The sequence below is a fragment of the Azonexus hydrophilus genome (assembly GCF_038368255.1).
Lineage (GTDB): Bacteria > Pseudomonadota > Gammaproteobacteria > Burkholderiales > Rhodocyclaceae > Azonexus > Azonexus hydrophilus.
Window position 1 is genome coordinate 1,826,205 of the sequence record NZ_CP151406.1, and the last position, 13,060, is coordinate 1,839,264.

Genomic DNA, 13,060 nt, shown 5'->3' on the forward strand with positions numbered 1-13,060 from the left:
GGATTGTTTCTCGCGGGGGCTATGCAGCGGAACAGCCCGGCCGGTTACGGTCGACCGGGCTGGTGGAGGAAAAACGGCGGGCCGGGATCAGGCGGCGTCGGCGACAGCCTGGTAGGCGGCGGCGTCAAGCAGGGCGTCGACATCGGCGATGTTGTCCGGGGTCATCTTGAACAGCCAGGCGGCGTAGGCGTCGGCATTGACCGACTCCGGCGCATCGACGGCGGCCTGGTTGACTTCGGTGACGGTGCCGGCGATCGGCGCGTACACGTCGGCGGCGGCCTTGACCGACTCGACCACGGCGATTTCCTTCTCGGCATCGTAATGGGCGCCGACTTCCGGCAGCTCGACGAAGACCAGATCACCCAGGGCTTCCTGCGCGTGGTCGGAAATGCCGACGGTGACGGTGCCATCGGCGTTCTTCAGGACCCACTCGTGGGAGGCGGCGTACTTGAGGTTGGACGGGACGTTGGACATGGTTTTCTCCTGAGTGGGGTGAATTAGATGACAGCTTTGCCGTTGCGGGCGAATACGGGTTTGGTGACCTTGGCCTTGAGCAGTTTGCCGCGAATGTCGACCTCGACTTGATCGCCGATGGCGACGCCGAGTGGCAGGCGGGCGAGGGCGATGGATTGCTGCAGCGTCGGCGAGAAGCTGCCGGAGGTGATCTCGCCGTCGCCGTGGGCGGTGACGACTTTCTGATGGCCGCGCAGCACGCCCTTGTCGAGCAGGATCAGGCCAAGGAACTGTTTCTGCTGGCCGTTGGCGGCCAGTGCGGCACGGCCGACGAAATCGCGCTCGTCCTTCATGGCGACGGTCCAGGCCAAGCCGGCGTCGAGCGGGGAAACCGTCTCGTCCATATCCTGGCCGTAGAGATTCATGCCGGCTTCCAGGCGCAGCGTGTCGCGGGCGCCCAGGCCGCAAGGCGCGACGCCGGCTACCTTGAGCGCGTTCCACACGGCTTCGGCTTCGCTGGCCGGGAGCATGATCTCGTAGCCGTCTTCGCCGGTGTAACCGGTGCTGGCGATGAAATACTGATCGACTTCGGCGGCGAAGAAGGGTTTCAGGCCTTCGCTCGCGGCCTTCACTTGCGGCAGCACCTGCCACACCTTGGCGCGGGCGTTCGGGCCCTGGACGGCGATGATGCCGAGATTGTCGGCGCCGTCGCGGCGCTGGGTGATGCTGACGTCCATCTTCCATTCGGCGGCCTTGGCCTGCATCCAGGCCAGATCCTTGTCGGCGGTGCCGGCATTGACCACCAGGCGGAACTTGGTGTCGGTGAGGAAATAGATGATCAGGTCATCGATGACGCCGCCGGCCTCGTTGAGCATGGCGGCGTAGAGCGCCTTGCCGGAAACGGTCAGCTTGGCGACGTCGTTGGCGACCAGGCGCGAGAGGAAGGGGCGGCAATCGGCGCCGACCAGATCGACCGGGCACATGTGCGAGACGTCGAACATGCCGCAGTCGTTACGGACGGCGTGGTGCTCCTCGATCTGCGAACCGTAGTTGACCGGCATGTCCCAGCCGCCGAAATCGACCATTCGGGCGCCAAGTGCGCGATGGGCGGCATTCAAGACCGTTTGCTTCAGCATATCAATCCTTTACTGACGTTTGTTAACGTCGATTCTGGAAACAGAAAAGGGGTGAAACGTAAAACTCGCGTTTTGCGTTTCACCCCTCTGTCCTCGATACCTGAGAGATTTGCCCCATCGGTGGGCGCTGTCTACGCCGCTCTCCAGAGTTTCAGGGGGCGACATGCGCATTGCCAGCGATACGGTGTCGACTGCGCCTCGTCGTGCTATTCGCACTGTCTTCGGCTTGTCTTCGTGTCTCGCAGCCAATGCGCATGCCGCCTGGCCTCATCTTGTGGTCCTTTTGCCTGAGCGTTTTCGGGTGAAATTGCGCCTTCGGCGGCAGACGGATCTGCGCTCTCCCACAGGATGGCTCGCACTATATCCGGTCGTGGCTGTCCAATCAATATGTTGCGCCGCACAAGGCGTCTCGGTGAGGGGCGGCCTTCGTGCTAAACTCCGCGTTTGCCCGTGTCTTGCCATCCGTGAACCCAGCCAATTTCGATTTTCATTGCCATTCGTCCGTGTCCGACGGTTTGTTGCCGCCGGCGGTGGTGGCGCGCCGGGCGGCGGATAACGGTGTCGATTTCTGGGCCTTGACCGATCACGACGATATCGGCGGCTTGGCGCCAGCGGCGGAAGCCGCGGCAGAAGCCGGGATGCGCTTCGTTCCCGGGGTGGAGATTTCCATCGAGTGGCGGGAAACGCCGATCCATATCGTCGGTCTCGGCTTCGATCCGGCCAATCCGGTGCTGGTCGGCGGCCTCGAAGCGCTGCGCAGCGGTCGTCTCGAGCGCGCCCGGCGGATGGGCGAGGCGCTTGACGCCATCGGCATTCATGGCGTCTTCGAAGGGGCCATGGGCTACGTGACCAATCCGAACCTGATTTCGCGCGCCCATTTTGCCCGCTATCTCGTCTCCATCGGCATCGCCCGGGATATTTCCGGGGTGTTCCAGTATTACCTGGCACCCGGCAAGCCTGGCTATGTCGACCACCGTTGGGCTTCCCTGGCCGATGCGCTGGGCTGGATTCACGCGGCCGGCGGTGTCGCCGTGGTGGCCCATCCCGGGCGCTACAGAATGTCCGGTGGTGACATGCGCAAGTTCCTCGACGAGTTCAAGGATCTGGGCGGGCAGGCGATCGAGGTGGCCAGTGGCAGCCATTCGCCCGACCACCTGCTGCATTTTGCCCGGCTGGCACGCCATTACGCTTTTCATGCCTCGCGCGGCTCGGATTTTCACGGGCCGGACGAGAGTTACGTCGACCTCGGTCGGGCGGCACCGCTGCCGCCGGACCTCAAGCCGGTCTGGCGCCTGATCGATTGAAACCATGGCCCGCGTCGTCAATATCCATCCCGATTCCCCGCAGCAGCGCCTGCTTGCCCAGGCGGCCGACTTCATCCGCAAGGGCGCCATCGTCGCCTTGCCGACGGACTCCTGTTACGCACTGGCTTGTCATCTGGGTGACAAGGAAGCGCTCGACCGCATCCGCCTGATCCGCCAGATGGACGAGCGTCACCACCTCACGCTGATGGTTCGCGACCTCTCCGAGATCGCCCATTTCGCGCGTGTCGACAACGCCCAGTACCGCTTGCTCAAGGCGGCAACGCCGGGCAGCTACACCTTCATCCTCGAAGGCAGCAAGGAGTTGCCGCGCCGGGTCATGCACCCCAAGCGCAAGACCATCGGTGTGCGCGTGCCGGATCACCCGGTCGCCCTGGCCTTGCTGGAAGAGTTGCAGGAACCCCTGCTGACGACGACGCTGCAGTTGCCGGGTGAGGACAGTCCGCTGACCGAGGGCTGGGAAATTCTCGACCGTCTCGACGACCAGCTTGAACTAATCCTCGATGCCGGCACCTGCGGTATCGAACCGACCACCGTCATCGACCTGACCGGTTCGGCGCCCGAACTGGTTCGCGCCGGTCGCGGCCCGCTCGCCCCGTTCGGATTCGACTGAACATGCTCGACATCAACGCCCTGATCCAGACCATCGCCATCGCTGCATTGCCGGTGATCTTCGCGATCACCCTGCACGAAGCGGCGCACGGTTACGCGGCCCGCCATTTCGGCGATCCGACCGCCTGGCAGATGGGGCGGATCAGCCTGAATCCGCTGCGCCACATCGATCCGATCGGTACCATCCTGATTCCGGTCGCCATTCTCGTCTTCTCGGCGGGCAGCTTCCTGTTCGGTTACGCCAAGCCGGTACCGGTCGATTTCACCCGCCTGCGCAATCCCAAGCGCGACATGCTCTGGGTAGCTGCCGCCGGGCCGGCTGCCAACCTGTTCATGGCATTGTGCTGGGCCTTCATGCTCAAGCTGGCCTGGGAAATGCCCAGCACCGATTTCACCGTGCCGCTGTCCGAGATGAGCAAGATCGGCATCGTCATCAATTGCGTGCTCATGGTGCTCAACCTTTTACCCTTGCCGCCGCTTGACGGCGGGCGCATCGCCGTCAGCCTGTTGCCGCACCGCCTGGCCTGGCAGTTCTCGCGCATCGAGCCGTGGGGCTTCCCGATTTTGCTGGTCCTGCTGTTCACCGGTATCCTCAGCGACATCATGAGCCCGCTGGTGCTTTTCTCGGCGCGCGCCATCGAAACAATTTTCGGTCTTTACTAAACGACAAACAGCTATGTACGCAGAACGTGTCCTTTCCGGCATGCGTCCCACCGGGGCGCTGCATCTCGGCCATTACCACGGCGTCCTCAAGAACTGGGTTGAACTGCAGCAGGAATATCCCTGTCTGTTCTTCGTTGCCGACTGGCACGCCCTGACGACCCAGTACGACAATCCCCAGAACATCGAGAAGGCAACCTGGGACATGGTTATCGACTGGCTGGCGGCCGGTGTCGATCCCAATCAGGCGACCCTGTTCATCCAGTCGCGCGTGCCCGAGCATGCCGAACTGCACCTGCTGCTGTCGATGATGACGCCGCTCGGCTGGCTGGAGCGCGTGCCGACCTACAAGGATCAACAGGAAAAGCTGTCGAACAAGGATCTGTCGACCTACGGTTTCCTCGGTTACCCGTTGCTGCAGGCGGCCGACATCCTCATCTACCGCGCCGACAAGGTGCCGGTCGGCGAGGACCAGGTGCCGCACATCGAGTTCTCGCGCGAAATTGCCCGCCGCTTCAACCACCTCTACGGCCGCGAACCCGGATTCGAGGACAAGGCCCGCGAGGCGGTCAAGAAGCTCGGCAGCAAGCGCGCCCGCCTGTATGAAGAACTGCGCACCCGCTACCAGCAGGAAGGTCAGCGCGAAGCGCTCGAACAGGCGCATGCCGTGCTCGACGAAATCCAGCACCTGTCGGTGGCCGACCGCGAACGCCTGTTCGGCTACCTCGAAGGTACCGGCAAGATGATCCTTGCCGAGCCGGGGGCATTGCTCACCGCTGCGTCGCGCATGCCGGGCCTGGACGGGCAGAAGATGTCCAAGTCCTACGCCAACACCATCACCATGCGCGAATCGGAAGACTCGGTCGCCAAGAAGGTTAAGAGCATGCCGACCGACACCAATCGCGTGCGCCGCACCGATCCGGGCGATCCGGCACGCTGCCCGGTGTGGCAACTGCACCAGGTGTACACCGACGAAGCCACGCGGGCGACGCTGGAGCAGGGCTGCCGCACCGCCGGTATCGGCTGCATCGACTGCAAGCAGCCGGTGATCGAAGGCATCCTCAAGGAACAGGCGCCGATGCGCGAGCGTGCCCAGCTGTATCTCGACGATCCGGTGCTGGTCAAGAACATCATCGCCGACGGTTGCGAGAAGGCACGCGAACTGGCGCGCGAGACGATGCGCGACGTGCGCGAATCGATGGGCCTGGAATACCACTGATGTCTGTTGCGTCGTTCCGCTTCCGCTGTTCGGCGGTCGACGCATGAATCTGGCGGTCGATCTGCCGCCGCCATCGCTGTTCGAGCCGGTGGCGCGCATCTACGGCGAGCCGATGGAGGCCATGCCGCAGGATCTGTACATCCCGCCGGATGCGCTGGCGATCATGCTCGACGCCTTCGAAGGCCCGCTCGACCTGCTGCTCTACCTGATCCGCAAGGCCAACGTCGATATCCTCGATATTCCGATGGCGCCGCTGACCCGCCAGTATCTCGACTACATCGAGAACATGCGGGCGCAGAACCTGGAGCTGGCGGCCGAGTATCTGGTGATGGCGGCGATGCTGATCGAGATCAAGTCGCGCATGCTGCTGCCGCGGCCGAAGATCGGCGACGATGGCGAGGTCGAGGATCCGCGTGCCGAACTGGTCCGTCGGCTGATGGAATACGAGCAGATGAAGCTCGCCGGCCAGAAGCTCAACGAAATGCCGCAGGCCGAGCGCGAGTTCTTCTGGGTCGAGACTCTGGTCGAGAAGTCACTGCTCATCCGGCAGCCGGAAGTTTCGGTCGAGGACATCAAGGAAGCCTGGATGAACGTGGTGCGCCAGGCGGTGCTGAAACGCAACCACAAGATCAGCCGCGAAGAGTTGTCGGTGCGCGAACACATGGGCATCATTCTTCGCCATCTGCAGGAAAAGGGCGGTTTCGTCCAGTTCGAGACCCTGTTCGATCCGGCCATGGGGCCGCCCGGACTGGTCGTGCATTTCATTGCCATGCTCGAACTGGGCCGCGAAAAGCTGATCCGCATCACGCAGACCGAAGCCTTTGCGCCGATTTACGTCAATCTGCGCGACGGCGAGCCGGAACCGGTCATGGAAGAGGAAGATGGAACCGAGTCAGGTCAAGAAGATTCTTGAGGCGGCATTGCTCGCGACGCACGAGCCGATGTCCACGCACGACATGAAGAAGATGTTCGACGAAGAACTGTCTTCCGATACGCTGCGCAAGTTGCTCGACCAGATCCGTGAAGACTGGGCCGAGCGGCCGGCCGAACTGATCCAGCTCGCCTCGGGCTGGCGTTTCCGTACGCGGGCCGAATATCTGCCTTACCTGGAGCGGCTGAATCCGGAAAAGCCGCCCCGTTATTCCCGTGCGGTGCTGGAAACCCTGGCCATCATCGCCTATCGTCAACCGGTAACCCGTGGCGACATCGAAGAAATCCGCGGCGTCGCGGTCAATTCGAATGTCGTCAAAACCCTTGAAGAACGTGGCTGGATCGACGTCGTCGGCCACCGCGACACCCCCGGTCGGCCGGCGCTGTTTGCCACGACCAAGCAATTTCTCGATGATCTGGGCCTGCGCAGCGTCAGCGAACTGCCGCCGCTTGAACAAATCAGCCAGACACTGGAGCTGAATCATGAAAACCAATAAACGCACGCCTTTCCGTGCCCCGGTCGAGGCCGCCGCCGTTGGCCAGCGCCCGCGTCGCGGCGCCGGTCGCAGCACGCCACCACCCCGGGAATTCGTCGAAGCGCCGCCTGGCGAAGTCGATCAACAGCAGGAGGTGTCAGCCAAACCGGCACCGCGGCGCAAGCCGGCACCGAACACCGGTGGGCGGGCCAACCGTGGCGCCATCGCGCGTGACGGGCGGCCGCTTGCGGCGGCCAAGCCCGAGCGTCTGCAGAAGATCCTGGCCCAGGCCGGCGTCGGTTCGCGGCGTGAGATGGAAGAGTGGATCGCCGCCGGCAAGGTCAGCGTCAATGGCGTCGTCGCCACCATTGGCCAGTCGGTGATTCCGACCGACAAGGTCAAGATCGGCGGGCGCCTGATCAACATCCGTTTCACCGGCAGCAGTTCGCGTCCGCCGCGCGTGCTGATGTACCACAAGCCGGAAGGCGAGATCGTCTCGCGCGACGATCCCGATGGCCGCCCGTCGGTCTTCGCCGCACTGCCGCGCATGCGCGGCGGTCGCTGGATCAACGTCGGCCGTCTCGACTTCAATACCTCGGGCCTGTTGCTGTTCACCACTTCCGGCGAACTGGCCAACAAGCTGATGCACCCGAGTTCGGAGCTGGTTCGTGAATACGCCGTCCGCGTGCTCGGCGAACTGACCATGGAAGCCCAGCAGCAATTGCTCGACGGCGTCCAGCTTGAGGACGGGCCGGCCAGTTTCTCCAGTCTGGTCGATGCCGGCGGCGAGGGCGCCAACAAGTGGTACCGGGTCAGCCTGTTCGAAGGGCGCAACCGTGAAGTCCGGCGCATGTTCGAAGCTGTCGGCTGTACCGTCAGCCGCCTGATCCGTGTTCGCTACGGTCCGTTCACGCTGCCGCCGCAACTCAAGCGCGGTCGCTGTCGCGAACTCGACGAGACCGAAGTCAAGTTGCTGATGCGTGAGCTGGCGCGCTCGGAAAAGCCGAAACAGGCCTGATCGAGCGTCTTGCCAACGTGCTGGCGATTGTGAGGAAGGAATAAACTCGTTATAATTCACGGGTTTGTTCCTCCCGCTGTTTTTGGCGGGCATCTTATTTTTCTGAGGTGGGCGTTTCGCCCATTTTTTATTTGTGCCTATGGATTTGAATTCGCTGCTTGAAACGACGGTAACCGGTCTGGGTTATGAACTTGTCGACATCGAAATGTCGCCGCGCGGCAGGACCATCCGCGTCTTCATCGATGCCCCGGAAAAAGAAAAGGGCGTCGACGTCGAGGATTGCGCCAAGGTTTCCAACCAGTTGACGCGCCTGTTCGAAGTCGAAAACATCGATTTCGACCGCCTCGAAATCTCGTCGCCCGGTATGGATCGTGTCGTCAAGAAGGAAGCTGATTTCGCGCGTTTCGCCGGTCAGGACATCCAGATCAAGCTGCGCATTCCGCACAACAACCGCCGCAACTTCCAGGGGCAACTGCTCGGCTGTGAAGCCGGCAAGGTCGGTCTTCGCCTGGACAAGGAAGACGTGGAACTCGAATTCAACAATATCGAAAAGGCACGTCTGGTGCCGAAATTCGACTGAAGTACCTGGAGGTTTTAGCCCATGAGCCGTGAACTGTTGCTGCTGGTCGATGCATTGGCCCGCGAAAAGAACGTCAACAAGGAAATCGTCTTCGGTGCCCTTGAACTGGCGCTCGCATCTGCGACCAAGAAGCGTATCCACGACGAAGCCGAGGTCCGTGTCGTCATCGACCGTGCCACCGGTAGTTACGATACCTTCCGTCGCTGGCTGGTCGTTGCCGACAGCGAGTACGTCAACGAATACCACCAGATTCCGATGTCGGAAGCCTGCAAGGACGATCCGGAAATCGAACCCGGCGATTACCTCGAAGAACCGCTGGAGCCGATCGACTTCGGCCGCATCGGCGCCCAGGCTGCCAAGCAGGTCATTCTGCAGAAGATCCGCGACGCCGAGCGCGAGCAGATCCTGTCCGACTTCCTGGATCGCAAGGAACACGTCGTTTTCGGTACGATCAAGCGCATGGAACGTGGCAACGCGATCATCGAAGCCGGCAAGATCGAAGCCGTGCTGCCGCGCGACCAGATGATCCCCAAGGAGAACCTGCGCATCGGCGACCGCGTTCGCGCCTACCTGCTGCGTATCGATCGCGGTGCCCGTGGCCCGCAGATCATCCTGTCGCGTACCGCACCCGAATTCGTGATCAAGCTGTTCGAACTCGAAGTCCCGGAAATCGAAGACGGCCTGATGGAGTTGAAGGCCTGTGCCCGTGACCCCGGTATGCGTGCCAAGATTGCCGTCAAGTCGAACGATCCGCGTATCGATCCGATCGGTACCTGCGTCGGTTTGCGCGGCTCGCGCGTTACCGCCGTGCGCAACGAGATCGGCGGCGAGAACATCGACATCGTCCTGTGGTCGGCCGATCCGGCGCAGTTCGTGATCGGCGCGCTGTCGCCGGCCGAAGTGACCTCGATCGTCGTCGACGAGGAAAAGCATGCCATGGACGTCGTCGTCGACGAGGACAACCTGGCCATCGCCATCGGCCGTAGCGGTCAGAACGTCCGTCTGGCCTCCGAGCTGACCGGCTGGACCATCAACCTGATGACCCAGGACGAGTCGGCCAAGAAGGCTGAAGCCGAATACGCCGTTACCCGCGTCATGTTCATGGAAAAGCTGGACATCGACGAGGAACTGGCCGACCTGCTGATCGAGGAAGGTTTCTCGACGCTGGAAGAAGTCGCCTACGTACCGCTCGCCGAAATGCTGGAAATCGACGGGCTGGATGAAGATATCGTCAACGAGCTGCGCAATCGTGCGCGCAATGTGCTCCTGACGGAAGCCATCGCCACCGAGGAAAAGTTGGAAAACGTTGCCGAAGACCTGATCGGTCTGGAAGGCATGACCAAGGAACTGGCGGCAAAACTCGCCGAACATGACGTCAGGACGCGCGATGATCTCGCCGAACTGGCAGTTGATGAACTGACGGAAATGACCGGCATTGAAGAAGAGCGTGCCAAGGAAATCATTCTCAAGGCACGCGCTCACTGGTTCGAGTGAGCAGGGAGGTAGTAAGTATGTCCGCAACAACCGTTTCACAATTTGCCGTTGAACTCAAAATGCCGGTCGAGTCGCTGCTCGAGCAGCTTGGCCGCGCCGGTGTCGGCAAGTCCGGGGGCAGCGATACGCTGACCGACCAGGACAAAACCAGCCTGCTCGACTATCTGCGCCGTTCGCACGGCGAGGCCGAGCCCAAGAACAAGATCACCCTGACGCGCAAACAGACCTCGGAGATCAAGGCCACCGATTCCCATGGTCGCGCCCGTACCGTTCAGGTCGAAGTGCGCAAGAAGCGCGTGCTGGTCAAGCGCGATGTCCATGAGCTGCATCCGGATGCAGCCGAAGCTTCGGAAGAGGCAGAAGTGATCGAGGCACTGGCGGAAGTCCAGCCAGAAGCCATTCCCGAGCCGGTGGTCGAGGCCATTCCGGAGCCGGTCGTTGAAGTTCAGCCCGAACCGGAACCCGAGCCGATGCCGGAACCAGAGCCCGAGCCGGAACCTGAAGTCGCCGAAACGCCTGCGGTTGTCGAAGCCGCCCCCGTCGAAACGACCGAAGCCGCACCGGTTCGCCGCACCATCGACCGCGCCAGCATCATTGGCGAGAAGGAACTCAAGGCCCGCGAAGAGGAAGCACGGCGCTTCAATCGCCTGCGCGAAATCCAGGAGCGCGAGCTCAAGGAGAAACAGGCTCGCGAAGCCAATCTGGTTGCGATGCGCCAGCAGGCCGAAGCGGCCGCTGCTGCCGCCAAGGCTGCCGAGCAGGCCAAGCAGCAGGCTGCTGCCCAGGCGCGCAGCGGTGAAGGCGAGAAGGGTACGCTGCACAAGAAGCCGGATGCCCCGGGCGCTGCCAAGAAGGGCGAGAAGGGCGGCCGTGCTGCCGATGATGGCAAGAAGAAGGGCGGTCTCAAGACCCGCGGCGCCGATGTCGGTAGCGGCTGGAAAGATGGTCGCCACGGTCACAAGAAATCGCACGGCAAGTCCGACGACGGTCAGGGTAGCTTCCAGGCGCCGACCGAGCCGATTTCCCGTGAAGTACATATCCCCGAAACCATTTCCGTTTCCGACCTGGCCCACAAGATGGCCGTGAAGGCCACCGAAGTCATCAAGACGATGATGAAGATGGGTTCCATGGTCACCATCAACCAGGTGCTCGACCAGGAGACGGCGATGATCGTCGTCGAGGAAATGGGCCACAAGGCGGTTGCCGCCAAGCTCGACGATCCCGATGCCTTCCTCGAGGAAAGCGCGGAGCACAAGGACGTGCCGCTGGTGCCGCGCGCCCCGGTGGTAACCGTCATGGGCCACGTCGACCACGGCAAGACCTCGCTGCTCGACTACATCCGTCGCGCCAAGGTGGCGGCTGGTGAAGCGGGTGGCATTACCCAGCACATCGGTGCCTACCACGTCGAAACCGATCGCGGCATGATCACCTTCCTCGACACCCCGGGTCACGAAGCCTTCACGGCGATGCGTGCGCGTGGTGCCAAGGCGACCGACATCGTCGTTCTGGTCGTCGCTGCCGACGATGGCGTGATGCCGCAGACCAAGGAAGCGATCCACCACGCCAAGGCGGCTGGTGTGCCGCTGGTGGTCGCGGTGAACAAGATCGACAAGCCGGATTCCAATCCGGATCGCGTCAAGCAGGAACTGGTTGCCGAAGGCGTCATTCCGGAAGAGTACGGTGGCGATTCGCCGTTCTGTCCGGTGTCGGCCAAGAAGGGTATCGGTATCGACGAACTGCTCGAACAGATCCTGCTGCAGGCTGAAGTGCTTGAACTGACCGCACAGAAGGAAGCGCCGGCCAAGGGCCTGATCATCGAAGCCCGTCTCGACAAGGGGCGCGGCGCGGTGGCCACCATGCTGGTTCAGTCCGGCACCCTCAAGCGCGGCGACATCGTGCTCGCCGGTCAGGTCTTCGGTCGTGTCCGTGCCATGCTCGACGAGAACGGTAAGCCGATCAACGAAGCCGGTCCGTCGATTCCGGTCGAAATCCTCGGTCTGTCGGACGTCCCGGCCGCTGGCGAAGAAGCCATCGTGCTGGCCGACGAAAAGAAGGCACGCGAAATCGCCCTGTTCCGTCAAGGCAAGTTCCGCGACGTCAAGCTGGCCAAGCAACAGGCGGCCAAGCTGGAGAACATGTTCCAGCAGATGGAAGAAGGCCAGGTCAAGACCCTGCCGTTGATCGTCAAGGCCGACGTGCAAGGTTCCCAGGAAGCCCTGGTGCAGACCCTGTCCAAGCTGTCCAACGAGGAAGTCCGCGTCCAGATCATCCACGGTGCGGTCGGTGCGATCAGCGAATCCGACGTCAACCTCGCGCAAGCCTCGGGTGCCGTCATCATCGGCTTCAACATCCGTGCCGATGCCGGTTCGCGCAAGCTGGCCGAGAACTTCGGCGTCGATATCCGTTACTACAACGTGATCTACGATGCGGTCGATGAGGTCAAGGCGGCACTGTCCGGCATGCTGTCCCCGGAGAAGCGCGAGCAGATCACCGGCATGGTCGAGATCCGTCAAGTCTTCCACGTTTCCAAGGTCGGCGCCATTGCCGGCTGTTACGTGCTCGAAGGCATCGTCAAGCGCAATTCGCGCGTTCGCCTGCTGCGCAATCACGTGGTTCAGTGGGACGGCGAGCTGGATTCGCTCAAGCGCTTCAAGGACGACGTCAAGGAAGTCCGTTCCAACTTCGAGTGCGGTCTGTCGCTGCGTGGTAACAACGACATTCAGGAAGGCGATCAGCTCGAAGTGTACGAAATCCAGGAAGTGGCGCGCTCGCTGTAATGAAGAAGCAGGCAAGAGGCTTTCAACGGGGAGACCGGGTCGCGGAGCAGGTGCGCCGCGATCTGGCCGACCTGATCCGCAGCGAACTGAAGGATCCGCGCGTCGGCATGATCAGTCTGACCGCCGTCGAACTGACGCCGGATTATGCGCACGCCAAGGTGTTTTTCACCACGCTCAATGTCGAGCATCTGCCCGAAATCGAGCAGGGCTTGAAGCGTGCCGCCGGTTTCCTGCGGCGTGAGCTGGGGCGGCGTATCCATATTCACACTTTGCCGGAACTGCATTTCATCTACGACAGTTCCCTGGAATACGGTGCCAGCATGACGGCGCTGATCCAGCAGGCCAACGCGCTCAGCGACCAGACGCCGGAAGACTAGGCCCAG

The 13,060-nt window shown here is 62.3% G+C and carries 13 protein-coding genes and 2 riboswitches; of the genes, 11 read left to right on the forward strand and 2 right to left on the reverse strand.

The features are described from left to right. Positions 1 to 87 precede the first annotated feature (87 nt). Both gcvH and gcvT read right to left on the reverse strand, forming a co-directional pair. Positions 88 to 474: a glycine cleavage system protein GcvH gene (gcvH, locus tag AADV58_RS08770; protein ID WP_121459540.1), complete on the reverse strand. Its 387-nt coding sequence runs from the start codon at positions 472 to 474 to the stop codon at positions 88 to 90. Positions 475 to 497: 23 nt separating this feature from the next. Next, positions 498 to 1,589, reverse strand: a complete 1,092-nt coding sequence (gene gcvT / locus AADV58_RS08775; protein WP_341742919.1) for a glycine cleavage system aminomethyltransferase GcvT — start codon at positions 1,587 to 1,589, stop codon at positions 498 to 500. 77 nt (positions 1,590 to 1,666) lie between these two features. Continuing rightward, positions 1,667 to 1,746: riboswitch (glycine riboswitch) on the reverse strand. Positions 1,747 to 1,854: 108 nt separating this feature from the next. Further along, positions 1,855 to 1,943, reverse strand: a riboswitch (glycine riboswitch). Between the two features lie 110 nt (positions 1,944 to 2,053). Between gcvT and AADV58_RS08780 the strand changes: the two genes are divergently transcribed. The 11 genes from AADV58_RS08780 (at position 2,054) to rbfA (ending at position 13,054) form a co-directional block, all read left to right on the forward strand. Next, complete coding sequence (locus AADV58_RS08780; protein WP_028995760.1) at positions 2,054 to 2,893, forward strand: 3',5'-nucleoside bisphosphate phosphatase; 840 nt, start codon at positions 2,054 to 2,056, stop codon at positions 2,891 to 2,893. 4 nt (positions 2,894 to 2,897) lie between these two features. Further along, positions 2,898 to 3,524: an L-threonylcarbamoyladenylate synthase gene (locus AADV58_RS08785; RefSeq protein ID WP_028995759.1), complete on the forward strand. Its 627-nt coding sequence runs from the start codon at positions 2,898 to 2,900 to the stop codon at positions 3,522 to 3,524. An 11-nt stretch (positions 3,525 to 3,535) separates the two neighbouring features. Further along, positions 3,536 to 4,186, forward strand: a complete 651-nt coding sequence (locus AADV58_RS08790; protein WP_341744540.1) for a site-2 protease family protein — start codon at positions 3,536 to 3,538, stop codon at positions 4,184 to 4,186. 13 nt (positions 4,187 to 4,199) lie between these two features. Further along, a complete protein-coding gene (locus AADV58_RS08795; RefSeq protein WP_281985143.1) occupies positions 4,200 to 5,402 on the forward strand; it encodes a tryptophan--tRNA ligase in 1,203 nt (400 codons plus the stop codon). 43 nt (positions 5,403 to 5,445) lie between these two features. Continuing rightward, entirely contained in the window at positions 5,446 to 6,315 is an 870-nt protein-coding gene (locus AADV58_RS08800) for a segregation and condensation protein A (protein ID WP_281985142.1), read from the forward strand. Continuing rightward, positions 6,284 to 6,829, forward strand: coding sequence for an SMC-Scp complex subunit ScpB (scpB, locus tag AADV58_RS08805; protein WP_028995756.1), 546 nt, complete (start codon positions 6,284 to 6,286; stop codon positions 6,827 to 6,829). Before AADV58_RS08800 ends, scpB begins: the two co-directional genes overlap by 32 nt. Then, on the forward strand, positions 6,816 to 7,826 hold the full coding sequence (rluB, locus tag AADV58_RS08810) for a 23S rRNA pseudouridine(2605) synthase RluB (RefSeq protein ID WP_043421619.1): 1,011 nt from the start codon (positions 6,816 to 6,818) through the stop codon (positions 7,824 to 7,826). Before scpB ends, rluB begins: the two co-directional genes overlap by 14 nt. A 139-nt stretch (positions 7,827 to 7,965) precedes the next feature. After that, a complete protein-coding gene (rimP, locus tag AADV58_RS08815; protein WP_028995755.1) occupies positions 7,966 to 8,406 on the forward strand; it encodes a ribosome maturation factor RimP in 441 nt (146 codons plus the stop codon). Between the two features lie 21 nt (positions 8,407 to 8,427). Next, entirely contained in the window at positions 8,428 to 9,900 is a 1,473-nt protein-coding gene (gene nusA / locus AADV58_RS08820; RefSeq protein WP_028995754.1) for a transcription termination factor NusA, read from the forward strand. A gap of 17 nt (positions 9,901 to 9,917) precedes the next feature. Then, the gene (infB, locus tag AADV58_RS08825; RefSeq protein ID WP_028995753.1) at positions 9,918 to 12,677 is read left to right on the forward strand and encodes a translation initiation factor IF-2; all 2,760 of its coding nucleotides are present in this window, start codon (positions 9,918 to 9,920) and stop codon (positions 12,675 to 12,677) included. Continuing rightward, complete coding sequence (rbfA, locus tag AADV58_RS08830; RefSeq protein ID WP_298393350.1) at positions 12,677 to 13,054, forward strand: 30S ribosome-binding factor RbfA; 378 nt, start codon at positions 12,677 to 12,679, stop codon at positions 13,052 to 13,054. Before infB ends, rbfA begins: the two co-directional genes overlap by 1 nt. Positions 13,055 to 13,060: the final 6 nt, after the last annotated feature.

Excerpts from the sequence above, each read along its gene's own strand:
- AADV58_RS08800 (WP_281985142.1), top strand. The coding sequence starts at position 5,446 with ATGAATCTGGCGGTCGATCTGCCGCCGCCATCGCTGTTCGAGCCGGTG.
- rimP (WP_028995755.1), top strand. The coding sequence starts at position 7,966 with ATGGATTTGAATTCGCTGCTTGAAACGACGGTAACCGGTCTGGGTTAT.
- AADV58_RS08785 (WP_028995759.1), top strand. The coding sequence starts at position 2,898 with ATGGCCCGCGTCGTCAATATCCATCCCGATTCCCCGCAGCAGCGCCTG.
- AADV58_RS08795 (WP_281985143.1), top strand. The coding sequence starts at position 4,200 with ATGTACGCAGAACGTGTCCTTTCCGGCATGCGTCCCACCGGGGCGCTG.
- infB (WP_028995753.1), top strand. The coding sequence starts at position 9,918 with ATGTCCGCAACAACCGTTTCACAATTTGCCGTTGAACTCAAAATGCCG.
- rbfA (WP_298393350.1), top strand. The coding sequence starts at position 12,677 with ATGAAGAAGCAGGCAAGAGGCTTTCAACGGGGAGACCGGGTCGCGGAG.
- gcvH (WP_121459540.1), bottom strand. The coding sequence starts at position 474 with ATGTCCAACGTCCCGTCCAACCTCAAGTACGCCGCCTCCCACGAGTGG.
- nusA (WP_028995754.1), top strand. The coding sequence starts at position 8,428 with ATGAGCCGTGAACTGTTGCTGCTGGTCGATGCATTGGCCCGCGAAAAG.
- scpB (WP_028995756.1), top strand. The coding sequence starts at position 6,284 with ATGGAACCGAGTCAGGTCAAGAAGATTCTTGAGGCGGCATTGCTCGCG.
- rluB (WP_043421619.1), top strand. The coding sequence starts at position 6,816 with ATGAAAACCAATAAACGCACGCCTTTCCGTGCCCCGGTCGAGGCCGCC.
- gcvT (WP_341742919.1), bottom strand. The coding sequence starts at position 1,589 with ATGCTGAAGCAAACGGTCTTGAATGCCGCCCATCGCGCACTTGGCGCC.